General features: G+C 52.9%; 18 protein-coding genes. 5 read left to right on the top strand and 13 right to left on the bottom strand.

Annotated features, from left to right (window positions below; genetic code table 11):
* Nucleotides 1–10 precede the first annotated feature (10 nt).
* The 5 genes from AC52PS_RS06765 (at nt 11) to AC52PS_RS06785 (ending at nt 6640) form a co-directional block, all read left to right on the top strand.
* Complete coding sequence (locus AC52PS_RS06765) at nt 11–826, top strand: ferredoxin reductase domain-containing protein (protein ID WP_495562292.1); 816 nt, start codon at nt 11–13, stop codon at nt 824–826.
* 47 nt (nt 827–873) lie between these two features.
* The gene (gene rlmN, locus AC52PS_RS06770) at nt 874–1917 is read left to right on the top strand and encodes a dual-specificity RNA methyltransferase RlmN (RefSeq protein ID WP_495562293.1); all 1044 of its coding nucleotides are present in this window, start codon (nt 874–876) and stop codon (nt 1915–1917) included.
* A gap of 4 nt (nt 1918–1921) precedes the next feature.
* Nucleotides 1922–3010: an NAD(P)/FAD-dependent oxidoreductase gene (locus AC52PS_RS06775; protein ID WP_495562294.1), complete on the top strand. Its 1089-nt coding sequence runs from the start codon at nt 1922–1924 to the stop codon at nt 3008–3010.
* Between the two features lie 94 nt (nt 3011–3104).
* On the top strand, nt 3105–4241 hold the full coding sequence (locus tag AC52PS_RS06780) for an ABC transporter substrate-binding protein (RefSeq protein ID WP_495562295.1): 1137 nt from the start codon (nt 3105–3107) through the stop codon (nt 4239–4241).
* 104 nt (nt 4242–4345) lie between these two features.
* Complete coding sequence (locus AC52PS_RS06785; protein ID WP_495562296.1) at nt 4346–6640, top strand: hybrid sensor histidine kinase/response regulator; 2295 nt, start codon at nt 4346–4348, stop codon at nt 6638–6640.
* Nucleotides 6641–6711: 71 nt separating this feature from the next.
* On the opposite strand, the gene AC52PS_RS06790 is transcribed toward AC52PS_RS06785, so the two are convergent.
* The 13 genes from AC52PS_RS06790 to AC52PS_RS06850 all read right to left on the bottom strand — a co-directional run bounded on the left by AC52PS_RS06790 (nt 6712) and on the right by AC52PS_RS06850 (nt 19844).
* Nucleotides 6712–8931 (bottom strand): NADP-dependent isocitrate dehydrogenase, encoded by a 2220-nt coding sequence (locus AC52PS_RS06790; RefSeq protein ID WP_495562297.1) that lies wholly within the window; start codon nt 8929–8931, stop codon nt 6712–6714.
* 240 nt (nt 8932–9171) lie between these two features.
* Nucleotides 9172–10056, bottom strand: a complete 885-nt coding sequence (locus AC52PS_RS06795; RefSeq protein ID WP_495562298.1) for a hypothetical protein — start codon at nt 10054–10056, stop codon at nt 9172–9174.
* Entirely contained in the window at nt 10049–10729 is a 681-nt protein-coding gene (locus AC52PS_RS06800) for a DUF6962 family protein (RefSeq protein ID WP_495562299.1), read from the bottom strand. Before AC52PS_RS06800 ends, AC52PS_RS06795 begins: the two co-directional genes overlap by 8 nt.
* 117 nt (nt 10730–10846) lie before the next feature.
* Nucleotides 10847–12823 (bottom strand): replication restart helicase PriA, encoded by a 1977-nt coding sequence (gene priA, locus AC52PS_RS06805; RefSeq protein WP_495562300.1) that lies wholly within the window; start codon nt 12821–12823, stop codon nt 10847–10849.
* Entirely contained in the window at nt 12820–13638 is an 819-nt protein-coding gene (locus AC52PS_RS06810; RefSeq protein ID WP_495562301.1) for a uracil-DNA glycosylase, read from the bottom strand. The genes priA and AC52PS_RS06810 overlap by 4 nt, the downstream gene beginning before the upstream one ends.
* The gene (truA, locus tag AC52PS_RS06815; protein WP_495562302.1) at nt 13638–14372 is read right to left on the bottom strand and encodes a tRNA pseudouridine(38-40) synthase TruA; all 735 of its coding nucleotides are present in this window, start codon (nt 14370–14372) and stop codon (nt 13638–13640) included. The genes AC52PS_RS06810 and truA overlap by 1 nt, the downstream gene beginning before the upstream one ends.
* On the bottom strand, nt 14369–15250 hold the full coding sequence (locus tag AC52PS_RS06820) for a DUF2225 domain-containing protein (protein WP_495562303.1): 882 nt from the start codon (nt 15248–15250) through the stop codon (nt 14369–14371). Before AC52PS_RS06820 ends, truA begins: the two co-directional genes overlap by 4 nt.
* 5 nt (nt 15251–15255) lie before the next feature.
* Nucleotides 15256–15624, bottom strand: coding sequence for a holo-ACP synthase (locus AC52PS_RS06825; protein WP_495562304.1), 369 nt, complete (start codon nt 15622–15624; stop codon nt 15256–15258).
* A complete protein-coding gene (locus AC52PS_RS06830) occupies nt 15621–16616 on the bottom strand; it encodes a CdaR family protein (RefSeq protein WP_495562305.1) in 996 nt (331 codons plus the stop codon). The genes AC52PS_RS06825 and AC52PS_RS06830 overlap by 4 nt, the downstream gene beginning before the upstream one ends.
* Nucleotides 16613–17395 (bottom strand): diadenylate cyclase CdaA, encoded by a 783-nt coding sequence (gene cdaA / locus AC52PS_RS06835; RefSeq protein ID WP_495562306.1) that lies wholly within the window; start codon nt 17393–17395, stop codon nt 16613–16615. Before cdaA ends, AC52PS_RS06830 begins: the two co-directional genes overlap by 4 nt.
* Nucleotides 17396–17436: 41 nt before the next feature.
* A complete protein-coding gene (folP, locus tag AC52PS_RS06840) occupies nt 17437–18330 on the bottom strand; it encodes a dihydropteroate synthase (protein ID WP_495562307.1) in 894 nt (297 codons plus the stop codon).
* Nucleotides 18331–18685: 355 nt separating this feature from the next.
* Nucleotides 18686–19714, bottom strand: coding sequence for a tRNA (adenosine(37)-N6)-dimethylallyltransferase MiaA (gene miaA / locus AC52PS_RS06845; RefSeq protein ID WP_495562308.1), 1029 nt, complete (start codon nt 19712–19714; stop codon nt 18686–18688).
* On the bottom strand, nt 19650–19844 hold the full coding sequence (locus AC52PS_RS06850; RefSeq protein ID WP_495562309.1) for a DNA-directed RNA polymerase subunit omega: 195 nt from the start codon (nt 19842–19844) through the stop codon (nt 19650–19652). The genes miaA and AC52PS_RS06850 overlap by 65 nt, the downstream gene beginning before the upstream one ends.
* Nucleotides 19845–19938 lie beyond the last annotated feature (94 nt).

A 19938-nucleotide genomic window follows, 5' to 3' on the forward strand; every position in this document is an offset into this window, starting at 1 on the left:
CTCGTTGCCGATGAACAATACAGCAGGCGGACTGAAACCCGTTACCATTCTCAGTCAGAAATCATACGGAAAAAGCGCATTCCTGCTCACACTGGACTATTCCCCGGATTTCATTCCCGGGCAAATGCTTGCCCTGACCGATTCCGCCGCCACTCCCCCCCGGCTTTACAGCATCGCCAGTCCGCCGGGGAACCCCGGGCTGGAAATTCTGTACACGGTTACCCTGGGAGGAGAACTCACGCCGAGACTTTCATCTATGAAACCGGGGGAAAGCCTGCTGGTGAGCCCCCCAAAAGGGGAGTTTCTCCCTGGTACATCCTTGGACGGTACATCCTTGGACGGCACATCCTTGGCCGGTACAGCCCTGGCCGGCACAGCCCTAAACAATAGCGCCGGTTCCGGTGACACCGGTGGAATCAGCGAAGTATGGATAGCCAACGGTACAGGTGTGGCACCCTTTCTCTCTGCATACCGGGCCGGATACGCCAAGGGCGCAATGCTCGTCCACGGTGCGCGCAGGCCGGAGGATTTTTATGGCAGCGAGCACATTATTTCCGGCGCCGGCGGACTTGATGAGCCGGACAAATTTCCGTATATTGCCTGTCTCAGCAATCCTGCCAATAGGGAATCGGCGGAAGGGGGGCTCGTTCCCTTTTTATTCCCCGGCAGACTCACATCCTGGCTTCAGGAGCTGGGCGTCCGGCAGTTACCCCGGGACGCAAGGTATTATCTCTGCGGAAGTGAACAAATGATAATTCATGTTCGTCAAATCCTTTACCGCCTCGGCATTCCATTCTCATCCGTAATCTCAGAGATTTATTTCTGAAGAAGGATCCCGTTCCGGGATCCGCCCCTCAAAATAGGACGGTTTGTATGAAAAATATATTCGGGTACACCAGAAAAGAACTTGAAGCCCTCATGGAAGAGCTGGGAGAACCTGCATTCCGGGCCAAGCAGCTGTTCAGCTGGATCTACGGCCACATGGTTTGGGATTTTGATCTTATGACCAACCTTTCCAAGGCGCTTCGGGAGAAGCTGTCCGCCGAATACAGCGCAGAACCTGTGCCCCACAGTCATGCGGATCTCTCCAGCGACGGAACCAAGAAGTACCTCTACCCTGCGCCGGGAAAAAAATATGTTGAGGCGGCATATATTCCGGAGGCATCCCGTGCCACTCTCTGCCTTTCAACCCAGGTGGGCTGTAAGATGGGCTGTCTGTTCTGCATGACTGCCCGGCAGGGATTCCAGGGGCAGCTCAGTGTGGGGGAAATTCTCAGTCAGGTGTACACCCTGCCGGAACGGGCAACGCTCACCAACATCGTGTACATGGGCATGGGAGAGCCCATGGACAATATCGACGGAGTGATTAAAAGCATCCAAATTCTCACCGATCCGGAGGGGCTCAACATGAGTTCCAAACGGATAACCGTATCCACCATCGGGGTAATCCCGGCCATGGAGCGCTTCCTCCGGGAGACAAAGGCCCAGCTGGCCATTTCCATTCACAATCCCTTCGATGCACAGAGGCGGCAGCTGATGCCGGTACAAAACGTGTATCCCATAGAAGAGGTAATAGAACGACTCAGGCAATATGACTTTTCCCAGCGAAAGCTCAGTTTTGAGTACATTATGTTTGACGGGGAGAATGATTCCCCGGAGCATGCCAGACGTCTGGTGAAGCTGCTGAACGGTCTTCGCTGCAAGGTAAACCTGATCCATTTCCATCCCATTCCCGATTCTCCCCTTTCCGGCAGCCCCCGGGAAAAGATGGAGGAGTTTCAGACATTTCTGAAATCCAGAGGGATTATGACCACCATGCGCAGAAGCCGGGGAGAGGATATTCAGGCCGCGTGCGGACTGCTCTCCACACTCAAGCATGTAAAACCGGCCATCCGGGCGGAAAGTATGGACTTTTAAGCAGGTGGATATTTCCCGGATTATTATTGCCGGCCAGGGTATCGCCGGCACCATGCTGGCATTCCATTTCATGAAGCGGGGCTATGCCGACCCGACCCGTCTGAGGCTGTATGATCCCGGACCGGAATACGGATGCTCTTCCGTTTCCCAGGGAGCCATTAATCCCCTGGTATTCAAACGCATGACCCTGGCCACCGGAACGGAGATGATCCCCCGTGCATGGGAAGATTACCGGGGTCTTGAGCAGCTTCTTTCACAACGCGGATTTTCAGGCGGATATCTCCGCCGTGTCCCCACAGTCCGTATTTTCCGCAGCCAGAAGGAGCGGGAACGCTGGGACCGGGCATCCGCTGAATCGGGAATATCCGGCTGGACGGCTCCTTCGGGAGCACTGCCCGCTCATATCCGGGGGGTGGATGCGCCATGGGGCGGCGGGGTAATTCCCGGAAGCGGTTGGGTCCGCGCCCGGGCACTTATCCGGGATTTCCGCTCCATGCTGCTGGAAGACAGAATCCTGGTGGAGAACTTTTTTCCTTCCGGCGATACCGTTCCTGAACCCGGAGAGATCATCATCCATGCCCGGGGAGTTCAAAGCCGGTTTCTGGAGTCTTCATCTTCCTCCGCCCTGCCCGGGGATCGGCTGCCCTATTACCCGGTAAAAGGTGAGGTACTCACCCTTGAGTTGCCCCAGCTGGAGAGCAGCTCCATACTCAGCGCAGGGTTAACGATTCAGCCCGGGGAAACCCCGGGAATATACGATGCGGGGGCAAGTTATCTCAGGGATTTCACCGGCCCCGACTACCGGGGAGAGGGAACGGACTGGATTCTCTCGGTTCTCTCAGCTGTTCTCCCCCTTAGTAGGTATGAACTTGGGCAGCGAATCATGGGAACCCGGGCGGGAATTCGTCCCTCCAGCAGGGACAGGATGGCCTATGCAGGCCCCTTGTCCGGTTTCCCTGGACATTATGTACTCAACGGATTGGGAACCCGGGGGTTTATGCTGGCCCCTGCCCTGGCCTCCGGTCTGGCGGACCACATTCTCCGGGGCGATTCCCTTGAATCCCGTTTTCATCCCCGGCGAGTTCAGATATGACTGCCCGTCAGAGTGAATTCTCCCCCTGGGGGATGAGCAGCCGCATTGATTTTTTCATCCCCATGAATAATTATTATTTGATATGAACTCCTGTATGAACTCCTGGAATACCCGTCAAGACGGAAGAAAATTGCAGAAAATCGCCAATGCTCTCCTGGCGGCAGTCATATCCATTATCTCCATACTGGGTATTGGCTGCAGTGAGCCCGGATCGGTAATGGAAATTGCAGTTCTGTTTCCCGATACCGGCTTTGCCTCCTATCTTGCCCCGGTGCGGCTGGGTATGGAAATGGCCGTTGAGGATCTGGAAGACCGGGGACAGCTGCGCTCCGGGGGCCTGCGTCTGATGTTCGCAGACAGCGCCTCGGACCCTGAAGCAGCGGTGGGAAAACTGAATGATTTCCTGGAAAACGGAAAGCCCGATGTTATCATTCCGGTGCTCAGCTCCGTATCCCTGGAAATAGGTCCCATTGCGCTCCGGGAAGAAATTCCTATGCTGGCTTTGGTGGCAACCAATCCCCAGGTTCCCCGACAAAACCGCTATACCTACAGCTATTACCAGTCCGCAGCAGATGAGCTGAAAGCTCTGGACAGCCTGGTGAATTATCCTGAGGTGAAAAGCCTGTCTGTCATTTATCAGGACGATGCCTATGGTCAGTCAATCTACAACCAGGCCCGGGAAGCCTTTTCAGAAAAGGGAATTCGGGTACTCTCAGCCCCGTACCCGGCGGCAACCCAGGATATTTCCAACCAGGTATTATTAGCGGGTAACAGCGACGCCATTCTTATTGCCGGTTTTGAGGCGGGCTGCATTGCCGCCCTGAAGGAAATCCGCCACCAAAATTTCGACGGGTTGGTGCTGGGCACCAGTACCATGGCCACCGCAGGATTTTTAAAGATGGAGGAAGCCCAGGGAATGATTGTGGCCAGCCCTTCGGTATATAATCCCGGGTACAGCCTGGTCAAGGACCTGAGCGAGCGTTACCGGAGGGAATATAGTCAGGAATTTCATCATAATGCGGCGGTTGGCTATGACGTAATTACCATGCTGGGCAGTCTGGCAGAAGAGCTGAATGAAATCAATCCGGGTAATATGCTCAGACTTCTGGAGCAGGAATTCGTGTTTCCCGGCTTATTCGGAGATGTATATAAATCCAGAGGTCAGAGAAGTTTCAACCTGCCGCTGGTGCCGGTGCAGTTCCGGGAAGGAGAACGGATATTTCTGCAGTAGCAGCATTCTTCAACTCAATTCGAGGTAAAATTCTCCTTCTGCTGTTTATTATCGGGTTTCTTTGGATCCTTACCGTGAGTCTCCTGAGTATAACCGGAAGAAATTTGAGTGAGATTTTTGCACGGAGAAATGCGGAGCTGGCTGATCAGACCATGGGAGAAATTATCCGCATTATAAATGCCCGCCGGTATGAACTGGATCTTCTTGAGGTTAATCCCCTGGTTATTTCCGCCATAGAACGCTCAAACCGGGATTTCGCCGAAGCTGAAGATTTAGAGGAACGTATTCGGACCAACGAGCTGGACTACTCCCGCTGGGAGGGAGGCAGCACCATGGATGTGGCCTTATCGCGGTATCTGCGGGACCTGTTTGAGGGGAAAAGCAGAATACAGCGGGGCTACAGCAGTTTCCCGGAGGTGTTTGTAACTAACCGCTACGGAGCCCTGGTAGCCTATTCAACGCCTCCGGGCCAGTATAACTGGAATCAAAGTTCCTGGTTTCAGCTTTCAGCAACCAGCGGCTATATCATCGAAGAAGTGTATTACAACGCCGGTGTGGATGGCTACGGTCTTGGAATCACCCTGCCGATTCATGGGGAGGATGGCCGACTGGTTGGCTACACCCATGGATTTCTGGACATCAGCAACATTATTCAGGAAGCCAGAATCAATTCCGGCAGATCGGGGCAGATATTTATCAGGCTGTTAACATCCGACGGTAGAACCCTCTACTCCACGCGGCTGTTCACATATCTTGAATATATTGATGATCCGGAACTTTTCCGCAGACTGGACGGGGAACAGGATTACTGGATAAGCACAGAAGGAAACAGCATTACCGCCCGGGCAAGAAGCCGGGAAACCGACCCCCAATCCGGAGTGGACTGGACTATTCTGATCCAGCAAAATCTTTCCAGCCTGCTTCAGCCGGTCCAGAGCCTCCAGTCCCTTCTGGTGCTGATCATGGGTCTTGCTGCGCTTTTATCCGCGGCAGCGGTGATCCTCATCGTCAGGTCCATCAATCGCCCACTGGCAGCTCTGAAGGAAGGGGCTGAAATTATCGCCGACGGAAACCTGGACCATGAGTTTCATATCAGCAGTAACCGGGAACTGGTTGAACTGGCGTCGGTTTTAAACGGAATGACCGTTGAATTAAAATCCAGCTATGAGCGGATCAGACAGCGGGAGGAACGGGCCCGGCTTCTGGCGGAGGAACTGAAAGCAGCAAAAAACGCCGCGGAGGCTGCCAATAAGGCGAAAAGCAGCTTTCTTTCAACCATGAGCCATGAAATCCGCACCCCTATGAATGCCATAATCGGTGTGTCCGAACTCCTTCTGGAAACCGACCTGAGCGAAAAGCAGACAGAATATGTGAATATATTTCACAGTGCAGGTGAGGAACTGCTTGCATTGATCAATGACATTCTCGACTTCTCAAAAATTGAAGCCGGGGAAATCGAGCTGGAAACCATTCAATTCAGTCTTCAGGAAGAGATTCAGAAAATGGTGAATATGTTTACATATCGGGCCCAGGAAAAAGGAATTGACTTAGACTGCAGCCTGGATCTTTTCCAGTCACCCATGGTTGTGTGCTCCGATCCCATGCGGCTGCGCCAGGTGCTGTTGAATCTTCTGAGCAATGCCATCAAATTTACTCAGGAAGGATACGTGCTGCTGAAAGTTCACGGGCAAAAAGTTAAGGGGAATCATGCACGGATCGAGTTTTCCGTTGAGGATACAGGAATCGGCATATCTGAAGATAAGAGGGAAAAGATCTTTGAACTGTTCACCCAGGCTGACAGCACCACCACCAGAAAATTCGGGGGTACCGGCCTGGGGCTAAGCATATCCCGAAACCTGGTGCAAAGACTCGGCGGGGAGTTGAGGGTGGAAAGCGAAGTGGGAAAGGGCAGCTCCTTCTCATTCACGCTGGAACTTCCCCTTGGAAGCAGTACAGAGAAACAGAAGGAAGGAAACGGGACAGATACACCTGAAAGCAGTTCACACAGCCGGATAATTCTTGTGGTTGAAGATTCTCCAATGAATCAGTTGGTTGTCCAGGCCTATCTGGATAACGCGGGGCTTTACTATCAGGTGGTTGAGAACGGCAAACAGGCCGTTAAATGGCTCATGAAAAACCGGGCGGCACTTGTACTCATGGATATCCAAATGCCTGTCATGGACGGCTACCAGGCAACCCGGGAAATCCGACGTCTGGAAGAGGAAGAGGGGAAACCCCGGGATACGGTAATCGCCCTCACCGCCAATGCATCCGGTGAAGATATTCAACACTGCTACGACGCGGGCTGCGATAACTATCTTGCAAAACCCTTTAAGAAAAACACCTTCTACCGGATTCTCGGTGAATATCTCCCAATTCAGACACCGCCTTCGGAATAAATACCGGGGGAAATTTCTTCATCCCCCGGCTGCTTTCATCCCCCGGCTGCTTTCTTCCTTGCCGATTCGAATTACAGTTGCTCAAGAATTCCATTGAAGCTGTTGCTGGGACGCATGGATCGGGATGCCAGGAGCTTATCGGGATAAAAATAGCCCCCGATTTCAACCGCAGCCCCCTGTGCTTCATCCAATTCACGGAGAATATCCTTTTCATGCGTAGCCAGCTTTTCAGCCAGCTCTCCAGCCCTGCGGGCAAGATCCGGATCCTCTTTGCTTTCAGCCAGTGCCTGAGCCCAGTATCGTGCCAGAAAGTAGTGGCTGCCCCGGTTATCAAGCTCGTGCACCTTACGCCCGGGGCTCTTATTGTTCTCCAGCAGCATTTCAGTCGCCGTATCCAGAGCATCGCCCAGCACAATAGCCCGCGAATTATCGAACGAACGGCCCAAATGTTTCAGACTCACCCCCAGAGCCAGAAATTCTCCAAGGGAATCCCAGCGAAGATGCCCTTCTTTCACGAACTGCTGAACATGCTTGGGTGCCGAACCGCCTGCACCGGTTTCGAAGAGCCCTCCGCCGTTCATCAGCGGGACAATTGACAGCATCTTGGCGCTGGTACCCAGCTCAAGAATGGGAAACAGATCGGTGAGATAATCTCTGAGCACATTGCCGGTCACCGCAATGCAATCTTTTCCCGCCCGTGCCATTTCCAAGGAATAGCGGGTGGCCTCAACAGGAGGCATAATATAGATTTCCAACCCATTGGTATCGTGTTCGCCGAGCAGCTGTTCCACCTGTTTGATCAGCTCTGTATCGTGGGCCCTCCGGCTGTCAAGCCAAAATACCACAGGCACCCCCGACTCCCTGCCACGGTTCACCGCCAGTTTCACCCAATCCTTCACCGCTGCATCTTTCACCTGGCACATCCGGAACAAATCACCTTCTTCGACGGCATACTCAAAAATCTGTACGCCGTCTGTTTCACGGCGTACCACCACCCGTCCGGAGCCGGGTATTTCGAAGGTTTTATCGTGGGAACCATACTCCTCGGCTTTTTGTGCCATTAGTCCCACATTGGATACGCTTCCCATGCTGCGGGGGTCAAAGGCACCATGCTGTTTACAATGTTCAACTGTTTCTGCATACACCCCGGCATAACTTCTGTCGGGGATTACCGCCTTCATATCTTTCTGACTGCCGTCGGGTGCCCACATCTTTCCTCCGGCCCGGATTGCAGCAGGCATTGAAGCATCGATAATCACATCGCTGGGTACATGAAGGTTGGTAATACCATTATCCGAGTCCACCATTGCAAGCTCCGGGCCGTTTTTCAGGGCACGGTCTATGGCGCTGAGAATATCCCGGCGTTTGGAATCGGGCAGATCCTCCAGACGAGAGATCAGATCTCCCAGACCGTTGTTGGAATTCACTCCCGCCTTGTCCAAATCTTCGCCATAGCGGTCAAACACTTCCTGGAAATAGCTGGAAACCGCATGGCCGAAGATGATCGGGTCTGAGACCTTCATCATGGTGGCTTTCAGATGAATGGAAAATAATACACCGGTATCTTTGGCATCCTGGATCTCCGTTTTCAGGAACTCCCGCAGAGCTCTGCGGCTCATTTTGGCTGCATCCAGTATTTCCCCTTTCTCCATGGCAAACCAGGTTTTCAAAATCTCTTTGGAACCCTCTTCTCCATGAAATTCAATCTGCACCCGGTCCTCAGACTGAAAGCTCACAGACTCTTCACTGCCGTAGAAATCTCCCTCATGCATGCTTGAAACCCGGGTTTTGGAACCGGAACTCCACTCTCCCATGCTGTGGGGATGTTTCCTTGCAAAATTCTTGACCGCTTTGGGAGCTCTTCTGTCGGAATTTCCTTCCCTGAGGACGGGATTCACCGCAGACCCTTTGACTCGGTCAAAGCGTTTCCGGATCTGAATTTCTGCGTCAGTTTGGGGCTCATCGGGATAATCGGGAATGGGAAAACCCGCTCCCTGAAGTTCCGAAACCGCACGCTTAATCTGGGGAATTGAAGCGCTGATATTTGGAAGTTTAATGATATTCGCCTCGGGATGCTGAACCAGGTCTCCCAGTTCACCTAACGCATCGTGAACCTGCTGATCCGCTGAGAGATAATCCGGAAACTGGGAAAGAATTCTGGCTGCAAGGGAAATATCTCGGGTCTCAATTTCGACCCCTGCGGTTTTGGCAAACTGCTGAATAATCGGCAGCAGAGAGTAGGTTGCAAGCGCCGGAGCTTCATCGGTAAGTGTATACATAATTTTGGACATGAATGTGCACCCTTGTGAGTATTTGGATTTTGGTATATCCGGATAGGGGGAACGAGTTCCCACCGGGAACCGGAACATACGGGTTTATACAAATAGGAGGTATTCAAACCTTTGGTTCGAAAACTCCCGCTTTTCATAATAACATAATCCCCTGAAGGGGACAAATTGCAGCCGTCGGTTCCCGCCCGAAGCACCGGAAAAGGGAAACGGCAGAGCCTCCTGCACCCGTTTTCCGGGGGCTCAAAAATCAAACAGTTGGTAGTTCAGGGCGTCGCTTAGCTCAATCTTCCGTGAGGATTCAACATGGTCGGGAAAAATCTCAGTTTTTTGAACCCCGTCTCCCGATGTATCGATAACAAAAAAGGAGTTTTCCGGGTAGCGTTTCTTCACCTGGATCAGCGTCCGGGTAATTTCTCTGATATTCGCCGGATCATCGTCGCTCACACCGAAACGGTGATATGGATTCCTGCCATATTTCCTGAACGCATCCTCCACGGCTTTGAACAGGGCAAGACTCTTCAATTCCGATACAGACTTTCGGTAGTCAGGATCATGGAAAACCCGACGGCGGAGCCGGGGATTGGTAACCGGATATATGGAGAGAATATTCGCCCGTCTGTAGAGATGCCCCCGGCGGGTAAGTTCATTCAAAGCGGACCGCAGCGTTGCCCGGCTGTGCCCCCGGGCGGTAATAATGCTTACCGGCCGGCGGTTGAGCACCGCATAGAAGAAGTGATTCCAACTGGGGCCGTGCCAGTCCCACACCGGTTTCAGCAGAGCAGTACGGACATCCTCCAGAAGAATCTGGGGAGTTCTGCGGATAACCCGTCGGAAGCTCCATGGAATGTCCCGGAAGTTCCTGAATGAGCCGGTCCGATCATCATTATCCACATAGTATTCCCGATATGGACCCCGCTTGCCGATCTCCGCTCCGTGCCGGGAAAGATCTTCCGAGCTGATCTCCAGTTCGCTGTGGTCATGACGGTGAAAGAGAATAAGCTTGGTATCCAGATGAAGGATATTGTCATCAAAATCAAAGAAATAGAAGCTCCGGCCCCCTTTCCCGGCATTGCGGTCCTCTTTATACGGTAGCCAGTCTCCCAAATGCAGCTGCTGATCAGGCATGGGAGTTCACTCCTTCTGCATCGGACTCCATGTCCCAGCGCACACCAAGGTACAACAGCGCGAGCCCCGCCAACTGGATAATATGGAACAGTCCGTTATGATCAAAACGCCATATGAGCCGAAATTCCACCTGCCCCGTTGCTTGAACGACGGCGGCTACCATGCTGAGGAAAATGCCTGCGGTCATCAGCGCAAACGACCTCCGGGGTGAACGAACCGAAAGGAAAATATATGCTCCCAGGGCAAAAATCATGGCCAGCGCCTCATAAACAATAAAGATGAGAAAACTCCCGGGGAAGATCAGAGTCATGAAATAGAACAATGCTCCCGCCGCGAGAAATAGAGGCATGATCCCCCCCGGCAGCGCTTTCATCCGTAGATCGATGAGCACCGCTGCGGCAAACATGGAGATGGTCAGTCCCAGGCTGAGATAGAGAGGCTGCCAAAGAATATTTCTCAGATCTTCGCTCATTTCAAAGCCGTGGGCAAAAAACCCGATAAAACCGGCAACGCTGAGAAAACCGAACGCCGCCGCCCAGTAGCGGGGCTTTTGGGGTATTTTATACCGGCCGAGCTTTCCCAACAGGCTGAGAGCGGTCCATGCAGCAGCCGCGCCCAGCAGCAGATCTGTGACCGCCGTGGTAAGTTCTGTTTCAATGGATATGAATTCCATGCATCCTCCCGGGATTTCCGGGCACCTGAATATGGAAGGTTCCCGTTCGTAAAGGTCTTTTGTATTGTAATGAAATTCGGCATCTTTTGGAATTTTCCGCCGGATTTTCTATGGAACTTACAGCATGGACTGGGGATCCACATCCACTTCGGTGTAAAGGGAGTAATCTTTTTTCAAGGAGCCGAGAATTCCAGGAAGCAGTTGCTGCAGAGGTCCCAGGCGGGAACTAAGAATGAGCATATGTACACGGTAATTATTATTCAGGCGGGGTATTGGACTTTCAGATGGTCCGAGAATCTCCCAGTGCTCAAGCTTCATGGGGTTCAAATTATTCTCCACTGCGCTATGAATTTTTTTAGCATGCTCCCAAACCCTGCCGGGCTCCTTCCCCCGCACCAAAATACGGATAATGCGGCTGAACGGAGGAAAGCCCAGCTCCCTCCGATTTTCAAGCTCTCTGCGGTAAAATCCGTTCATATCCATGGACGCCGCCTGCCGGATGATGTGGTGAGAAGGATTCAGAGTCTGAAGAATCACCTTGCCGTCGGGGGAATATCTTCCCGCCCTTCCTGCAACCTGGGTAATGAGGGAAAATGTTTTTTCGTAGCTTCTGAAATCCGGTAGGTGAAGGGAGGAATCGGCAAGTATGATCCCCACCAGAGAGACCCCCGGGAAGTTCAAGCCTTTGGCAACCATCTGGGTTCCCAGGAGAATATCGATCTTTCCTTCCCGGAAATCATTAATTCCCTGCTCAAGAACCCCTTTTTTCCGGGTGCTGTCGGTGTCCAGACGGAGAATCCGTGCGGAAGGGACCAGCTCCTCCACGTCCTGAGCCACTTTTTCGGTACCGAAACCGCTGTACCCCAGTTCAAGACTGCCGCATTCGGGGCAAACCTGGGGAACCGGTCTTTGGAATCCGCAATGATGACAGACCAGCTTCTGTTTGGATTTATGATACGTGAGACTTACCGAACATCGGGTGCAGCTGAAATCCGCCCCGCAGCTTCTGCAGTGGTAAAAGTAGCCGAACCCCCGGCGGTTCAAAAATAGGATCACCTGCCTGCCTTCTTTCAGCGTTGCTCGAATGCCTTCCCGCAATTCAGTTCCAAGACTGGATGTGCCGCCCTTGATATTTACAACCCGAATTTCCGGAACCGCGCCTCCGGAGAGACGTCGGGTAAGGTTCAAGCGGGTGAGGGTCCCCCGATTCATATGATGCCAGGCTTCCACACTGGGTGTGGCGCTGCCCATCACCACCCGGGCGGCATGTACTCCGCTGCGGTAGAGGGCCAGTTGCCTGGCATGATACCGGGGAGTGGTTCCCGACTTATAGCTGCTTTCATGTTCTTCATCCAGAATGATCAGACCGATATTTTCAAGGGGGGCAAAAATGGCACTCCGGGCTCCGATTACCAGCCTGGCCTCACCCTTGAGAATTCTTCGCCATTGGGCGATCCGCTGACTCTGGGTGAGGCTCGAGTGAAGCACCGCCGACTGTTCGCCGAAACGGCTTCGGATAGTCTGAACCACCTGATGGGTGAGGGAAATTTCCGGTACCAGATAGATGATACCCCGGCCTTCCTTCAGGGTTGCCTCTGCCGCACGGAGGAACACCTCGGTCTTTCCCGAGCCGGTAATTCCGTACAAATAATACTGCCCCTCCCCGGAGGAAAGGATGCGTTCCACCGCATATTCTTGTTCATCGCTGAGACGGATATTTTCCTTTCGAAGGCCTTCATCCTCTCCGGGGAGCACCGGGGAAAGATCCCGGTCCCGTTTTCCCCCGGGAATCATGGCAGAGAGGGCCTCGCCGGTGGAGCAGATATAGCTTTTCGCCATCCATTCAGCCATCTGTATGAGCTCGGTATCAAAAACCGGATCGGGGTCAACAATACGCTCAATATGTTTCAGGGTGATGTTCGGATTCAGATCCGGAGGAGGATCGGAGGAACAGGCAATAACAAAGCCGGTGAGTTTCTGCCGCCCGAGACTGGCGATTATCCGCCGGCCCTGTACTTCTTCTTCAGTACCGTCAAAAAGATAGGTGTAGGAATTATCCAGGGGTCTGCTGAATACAATCTGGCAGTAGATCATGGCTCATCACTAAAGTGTCCGCTGTCAAGGGCGTTCTTCAGCTTTTTCATATCCTCCCACACCGGACGGCGGAGCTGGGAATCTCTGAGAACAGCCGATGGATGGAATGTTGCCATGAGGGGAATATCCATAAAACGGAACCATCTTCCCCGCTCTCTGGTGATTTTCACATCCCGGTCCAGAAGAATGGATGCACTGATCCTGCCAACGCAGAGGATGGCATCCGGTTTGAGCAGTTTGATTTGGGAATGGAGGTAGGGCAGACACGCCGAGGTCTCTTCAGGCCGGGGATCCCGGTTGCCCGGAGGCCTGCATTTCACCGTATTGGTAATAAACACCCCGTTTTCCCGACTCATATCGATTGCCGAGAGCCATTTATCCAGATACTTTCCCGCATTCCCCACAAAGGGCAGGCCCCGGGCATCTTCTTCGGCACCGGGACCTTCTCCGATTACCATGAGGCGGGTGTGGGTCCTGTCTCCTTCACCGGGTACCGCATGCTTCCGTTCCCGGTGGAGCTCACAGGCCCGGCATTCGGTAATGTGTTCATGGAGTTGCTCAAGACTCCACCCATCGAAAGCCCCGGCATCACCTTCCCCATGCCCTGGGCGGTCGGAATTTTTAGAAACCCCGTGTCGGGGCGCCGGTGCGGGGGGAACGGGAGGCCGGGTTTCAGGATCCACCATTCCCGTCTCAAGAAGCTGCTCTAAGTCGGAGGCAAGATTCCACAAAGCACTTCGTTTGGGTATCCCATGCTGTACCTGCTCCTGCCCGTGGTCTTCACCGGGAATGTGGGTATTGTCGTTATCGGTCATCAGTAATCCACCCTGTCAAAAAACAGTCCTCTGGCCTGGGCGGTCATTCCCGCCCACTCCCTGTTCCTGGACTCAAGGGCCTCCCGCACGTGGCTTTCATCCAAACCCTTCTCGTCGTATTCCAGAAGGCTGCCAACGATGCTTCGTACCATCTTCCAGAGGAATGCGTTACCGCTAATCCGGAAAACCAGAAAATCTCCCTGGGGGTGAAAGGAAGCGGAATAGATTCTCCGCATTCGATTGGGAACCTGCTCGTTGGGTGTGGAGAAGGTTGTAAAATCATGTTCCCCCACCAAAACTGAGGCCATACGGTTCAGATTAATCAGATCTGGCTGATGAACAGTGCGAAGGCTGTAAAGCCGATACTGGGGCACCCTTACACGGGAAGGGAAAATATAATATTTGTAATGGCGCATTACCGCCGAGTATCGTGCATGGAAAGATTCATCCACTTCCTCACTCCGGATCACCGAAATATCCTTGGGAAGAAAGGAACTCACCGCCCTGGTGAATTGTTCAACGGGAATTTCCAGGTTCGAGCGGAAATTGATTACCTGTCCGTTGGCATGGACTCCCGAATCGGTTCTTCCTGCGCAATGCACCTTGATTTCCGACTTGTGCATCCTGGTCAGCCCCTTCTGAATCTCTCCCTGAACGGTTCTGCCGCTTTTTTGAATTTGCCAGCCCTGAAAATCGCTGCCGTCGTATGCTATTGTGAGTTTGATATTTCTCATTGATTATCGCTGTCTTTCTCCGGATCAAGATTTTCCAGTCCCAGGGTCTCCCCGATTTCCGAATAGAGATCCCGGGCATTGTCCAGAATTGCCTGGGGTTTATTTTTACTCGCTTTCCCCATGCCGAAAATCCTGGCAATGGTGCGCTTGGCCCGCTTCAGGTTTTCTTCCCGTTTTACAGGATCCTTCCGGGGGCCGAAATGAAACTCAAGATACCCATATATGTAGAGAACCCCGTCGAACATGTAATTCTTATCCAGATCGGGTCCCGGATTGGGGCACCCGCCGATTCCCTGTTTTCCCGAGGATTCATACTCTATGGCGGTGAGATAGAAAAACCGGGCTTTACGGTAGAGCATTTTTGCCAGATAGTCAAAGTGATCATCGGGGAATTTCTTGTGCATATCCAGAGCGAGCCATGCCCCGCGGAGGGAACTGATGCCCTGCTTTATCACCGGAGAGACTTCTCCGGGAAAATAATCGTAGCAGAGAACTGCAAGCAGATAGCTTGCCAGCCCTTCGCTCAGTCCCCGGTTTCCCCGAAAGTCAACTCCCTCCATCACCTCGGAAACCCACTGAATTCTCTGTGAGGTTTCATCTTCAGCCCGCTCAAGCTGATCTTCCGATACCCTGGAGAAATCTTCCTTCCAGGCGGCAAAATAGCATGAGGGGCAAACGGTCACAGGATATGCCAGAGGAAAGACCTCTCCGTATTTTTGACTGGGTTCGTACAAACGCCGAAGTTCCTGGGTGAGATTTCCGGCAATCAGCCGTCCCCTGCCGGTAAGCAGTTCTTCCCGGTAAAACTCCGTCCGGCACACCGGACATGTGGTGGGTTTCTTTTGAAAAAAGGTAAGTGAAGGGCTCTTCTCTGCCATAGACGTTATTCTATCACAACCATGGCAACTGCGTAATCCCGTTCATGACTGAGACTCAGATGGATGCTGCCAATCCCCAGATTATCCAGTTGGTCCCGGGCCCGGGGAGCGGGGCAAAACGCAGGCTTCCCCTGATCATCCCTGCAAACTTCAAGATCCTTCAGCCGCAGATCCCTCAAGCCCGTTCCCAGAGCTTTACCCAGGGCCTCCCGGGCGGCAAAACGGGCGGCAAGGGAGGCGGCGGCTCCCTCACCCTGCGAAATAATCCAGGAAATCTCCCGGGATGTGAAGAATCGGGCCATCATATCCGGAGCATCCAGCCAACTTCGCATTCGTTCAACCCGGACAATATCTACGCCTACGCCACGGATCACGGCGCTCCCCCACTGTCTTGTTGGCCGCTGCCGCCGCTGCCCGCCGGTTCCACCTGAAGCACCAGCTCCAGAGGATCAAAGCGGAAAATAACGAAACCCCGGGGAACCACCGGACGCACCGGAAGAGTGTACTCGCCGGGTTCGTCTATATCGCCGGCATCCACCACAAGGCTGATCGCCTCGGGACTGGTGCGGTCGATGAGACTCTGACCGGCCTGGGCCCGGATGCTCCCGGTTACATCATCAATTTCCACCGAAAAGCGGGAGTCCAGTCCAATTACCGACACCGGAACGTTTTCGAAGGTGTTTACCAGAATCGATTCGCTGATATCCGCCCGGAAATCAACAATGCTCGTACTGTCAAAATGAACCAGGGGATGGGGTTTGATCAGGGGTACCCGGGTGGAAAAGCTTCCATCCTGACCGCCCAGTTCTATGGACTCGGTTTCAACTTCCACGATCTCTTCCAGCACCCCCTCGGGGCCGTACACCCCTACGCTGGAGGGAAATACGCTGTAACTGGCCAACTCGTAGCCCGATGCGGGAGAACCGCTGAAGCGGGGAATGACATCCACTACCTTTCGAGACTTAGCCTGGAGCTCGATGCTCAGAAGGCCCGGTTCTATGCGCACCTCCAGAGGCTCCACACTTTCCGCCATCCCCAGACGACGGTGCTCAAGGGCCACACGGTATACCCCAGGGCTGCCGTACTGGGTGAAATCCGCGGTAATCTGGATTTCATCCTCGGAGATGCGAAAAATGCCTTCGCCTTCCCCCCGGAGATATACCCTTGCAAAACTGGGATACTCCTGGGCTGCCACCAGATCATCCGGAAGCTGAACCCGGATGGGTACGGAGATATAGCGTTCCTCCATGTTATTCAGACCCACGAGGAGGTACATAATAATTGCCGCCCCCACAGAAATGGCTTTGGCCGGCCAGTTATTGGAAAGAGAACGGAGAAATCTGTTCGCCCGGGTAACAAAATTCATTGCTCAAAATCCTCGTCGTCAAGATTCAGAAGCTCATGAAGCCGGCTTCGCACTTCCTCGGGTTCCAAATCATAGTACAGGGTTGCATCGTAGGCCAGGCTGATAGCCCCGGTCTCCTCAGACACCACCAGTACAACCGCATCCGATTCCTCGGCAAGCCCCAGCGCCGCCCGGTGACGGGTACCGAAGCTGCGGCGGATATCCTGCTGTTCCGAAAGGGGCAAAAATGCCCCGGCGGCGATCAGCTTCCCTTCTTCAATGATCACCGCACCGTCGTGAAGCGGGGTGTCCGAACCGAAAATGGTAATGAGAAGCGCAGAACTGAGTTCCGCGTTCAAGGTGCTTCCAGTTTCAACGATATTCTTTTGTCCCACATTCCGAACGAATACCACCAGAGCGCCCCGTCGCTGCTGTGCGAGCATCTGGGAGGCCTTGAGGACGGCGTCTATCTGGAGAGGTTTAGCGGTTTGCTTAAAGCGGAAAATCTTCCCCTGCCCCAGCTGGGTGAAAATCTTTCGCAATTCGGGCTGGAAGATAATGGCAATACCGATTACCAGGCTGGGGGCCAGAAAGTTCAACAACCATAAAACTGTCTCAAGTCTGAGAATATAGGCCATTGCATAGAGAAGAATGATGAGTAGGGTTCCCCGTACAAGCTGCACAGCCCGGGTCTGGAGAAAAATTGTGTATGCTCGGTAAAAAATGAGCGCCAGTATCAGGATATCCAGAACCGGAATGATCACTGATCCCAACAGCCAGCTGTCAAAGAGCCAACTCATGGTCCTTCCTTGTGTGTGAATATGTTCGCCCGGTGCGAAGCTCAGTCTTCAACCCGGTCTATGGCCGAGAGCACCCTGAGAATATCTGCGGTTTCCTGCACGTCGTGGACGCGGAATATCCGTGCTCCCTTTCTATAACTATCGGCAACAACCGCCAGGCTCCCAATCATTCGTTGTTCAACCGGACGGATTTCCAGTTCATCCTCAGGGTTCCGTCGCGGCGGGGACAGGACACGTCCTATGAAGCTTTTTCGGCTGTGACCCATTAACACCGGATATCCCAACTGGGTAATGCTTTCCAGATGCTTGAGCAGCTGCAAGTTATGACTGAAACTTTTTCCGAATCCGATCCCGGGATCCAGAATGATCCTCTCACAGGGGATATCCACAGATTGTGCGTAATCAATCCGGTTGCGAAGAAACCCGATCACATCTTCGGTGACATCATGATATCTGGGCGATTTCTGCATATTTTCAGGGGTTCCCTGCATATGCATGAGGATTACCGGAAGATCATGTTCGGCAATAAAGGGACCCAGCTGATCGTCATCCCTCAATGCGGAAATGTCATTAATACAGCTGGCTCCCGCAGCCACAGCTTCCCGGGCAACTGCAAGCTTCCTGGTATCAACCGAAATAGGAATATCCGATTCCCTCCGGATTCTCTGGATTACCGGAATAACCCGGTCCAGTTCCTCTTCAATAGATACATATGCGGAACCCGGGCGGCTGGATTCCCCCCCTATATCCAGGATATCCGCCCCTTGGGAAATATACTCCAGGGCTTGACGAAACCCCTCCAGCCCCTGCTTCCGGCTGCCGGGAAAAAATGAATCGGGTGTGGTATTGATAATTCCCATTACCAGAGGGGGCAGTTCCTTATCCAGAATGCGTTCAAGAAGACCTTCCGCCGAAGGATGTATTGGCAGGCTCATAGTGAGAATATAACAGATTGTGAATACTTGAGAAAGTGAAGGACAAAAAAAACCCCGGTTCCACAGTGCATAGATTACTCTGCATGGGATAATCCGGGGTAACTGAAAAATGGCAGAGACCATCGTATTCGACGATCCGTGATGAATTACTTTTTCTTATGCCGGTTTTTTCTCAGCTTCTTTTTCCGCTTGTGGGTTGCAATCTTTTTTCGTTTTTTCTTTTTTCCGCAAGGCATACTCGACGCTGCTCCTATATTTTTTTTCTTCTATATTCAACCGGATTAGCCCGGGCATCTTCCCATGACTATACAGTGGCCATAATGAGGCGTCATTATGCCCGAGGGGCTCTGCTCTGTCAAGAGATATGATCCTCAGCGTAAAACTCATTAATACCATGAATTACATGATGTACATCATCCGGGTGAACCCATTGTACATCGGGCAGGGCCCGGAAAAAGGTAAGCTGCCGTTTAGCATAACGCCTGCTTGCGGTCTGAATTTCATTTACAATGCGGCTGCGTTGATCAGGAGTGAGGAACCCCCGGGTTAATAACTCATTGCGGTATTCCTCCCGGAAAAACTCCCGGTATCCTATGGCCTTCATTCCCGGGTCCTTGGCGCTATACCCCTGCTTCATTAAATTCAGCAATTCAGTTTCCAGTCCCTGTTTGAACATTCGCTCTACTCGATTGTTGATTCTGGCGTACAGTTCACCCCTGGGGCGGTCCAAGCCGAAAACCAGCAGATCCATATCAGCCCTCGGTGAATCGGGAACATGAAATTCGCTCAGCGCTCTTCCGCTGCTGCGATACACCTCCAGTGCACGGACAATTCGGTAGCTGTCGTTGGGATGAATTCTCTCTGCAGAGACGGGGTCCACCCGGGCAAGTTCCGTGTGGAGTTCCCGGGAAGATGTTTCGTTCAGCTCTGCTTCCAGCTTTTCACGAACCAGGGAATCCCCCGGCGGGCTCTCAGGCAGACCGAACCATAAATGTTTAAAATAAAATGCCGTACCGCCGCTGATCACCGGTATTGCCCCCCGGGAACGGATCTTCAGGATTTTATCTTCTGTCAGGGATATAAAATCTGCAAGATTGAAGCCTTCATCTGGATTCCGAATATCCAGCAGATGATGGGGAACCGCCCTGCGCTCATGTTCGTCGGCTTTGGCGGTGCCGATATCCATGCCCCGGTATACCTGCATGGAATCGGCGCTGATCACTTCGATGCCGGCGATACTGCGTCCCAGCTCATCTAGGGCGGCGGTCTTCCCCACCCCGGTGGGACCGAACAGCAGTACCGCCCGGTAGCGTTGCTGCTTACTGCTCTTCCAGCTCGTACTGTACCTTCCGGGTGAGAATCTGTTTAATGGCAGTTGAAACAATCTTAGACTGCTCCTCCTCAGTTTCCGTATCACCGGTTACTGTGAGCTGATACGCACGGCGGATGGCCGCACATGTCAATTCATACATATTTCCCTTTTCACTTTCAAGATAATTCAGGGGTATGATCATTGGGAGATCTCCTTATTTACATCTATGGCGGTAATATATCAGAATAATGAACGGGGTATCAAGGAGCTGGGGCAGCTTTCCGATGTGCCCGTAG

The sequence above is a fragment of the Salinispira sp. genome, assembly GCF_059431795.1.

Excerpts from the sequence above, each read along its gene's own strand:
- AC52PS_RS06790 (WP_495562297.1), bottom strand. The coding sequence starts at position 8,931 with ATGTCCAAAATTATGTATACACTTACCGATGAAGCTCCGGCGCTTGCA.
- AC52PS_RS06850 (WP_495562309.1), bottom strand. The coding sequence starts at position 19,844 with ATGATCATACCCCTGAATTATCTTGAAAGTGAAAAGGGAAATATGTAT.
- folP (WP_495562307.1), bottom strand. The coding sequence starts at position 18,330 with ATGAGCCTGCCAATACATCCTTCGGCGGAAGGTCTTCTTGAACGCATT.
- AC52PS_RS06765 (WP_495562292.1), top strand. The coding sequence starts at position 11 with ATGAACAATACAGCAGGCGGACTGAAACCCGTTACCATTCTCAGTCAG.
- AC52PS_RS06800 (WP_495562299.1), bottom strand. The coding sequence starts at position 10,729 with ATGGAATTCATATCCATTGAAACAGAACTTACCACGGCGGTCACAGAT.
- AC52PS_RS06820 (WP_495562303.1), bottom strand. The coding sequence starts at position 15,250 with ATGGCAGAGAAGAGCCCTTCACTTACCTTTTTTCAAAAGAAACCCACC.
- priA (WP_495562300.1), bottom strand. The coding sequence starts at position 12,823 with ATGATCTACTGCCAGATTGTATTCAGCAGACCCCTGGATAATTCCTAC.
- truA (WP_495562302.1), bottom strand. The coding sequence starts at position 14,372 with ATGAGAAATATCAAACTCACAATAGCATACGACGGCAGCGATTTTCAG.
- AC52PS_RS06810 (WP_495562301.1), bottom strand. The coding sequence starts at position 13,638 with ATGACCGATAACGACAATACCCACATTCCCGGTGAAGACCACGGGCAG.
- AC52PS_RS06795 (WP_495562298.1), bottom strand. The coding sequence starts at position 10,056 with ATGCCTGATCAGCAGCTGCATTTGGGAGACTGGCTACCGTATAAAGAG.
- cdaA (WP_495562306.1), bottom strand. The coding sequence starts at position 17,395 with ATGAGTTGGCTCTTTGACAGCTGGCTGTTGGGATCAGTGATCATTCCG.
- AC52PS_RS06780 (WP_495562295.1), top strand. The coding sequence starts at position 3,105 with ATGAACTCCTGGAATACCCGTCAAGACGGAAGAAAATTGCAGAAAATC.
- rlmN (WP_495562293.1), top strand. The coding sequence starts at position 874 with ATGAAAAATATATTCGGGTACACCAGAAAAGAACTTGAAGCCCTCATG.
- AC52PS_RS06830 (WP_495562305.1), bottom strand. The coding sequence starts at position 16,616 with ATGAATTTTGTTACCCGGGCGAACAGATTTCTCCGTTCTCTTTCCAAT.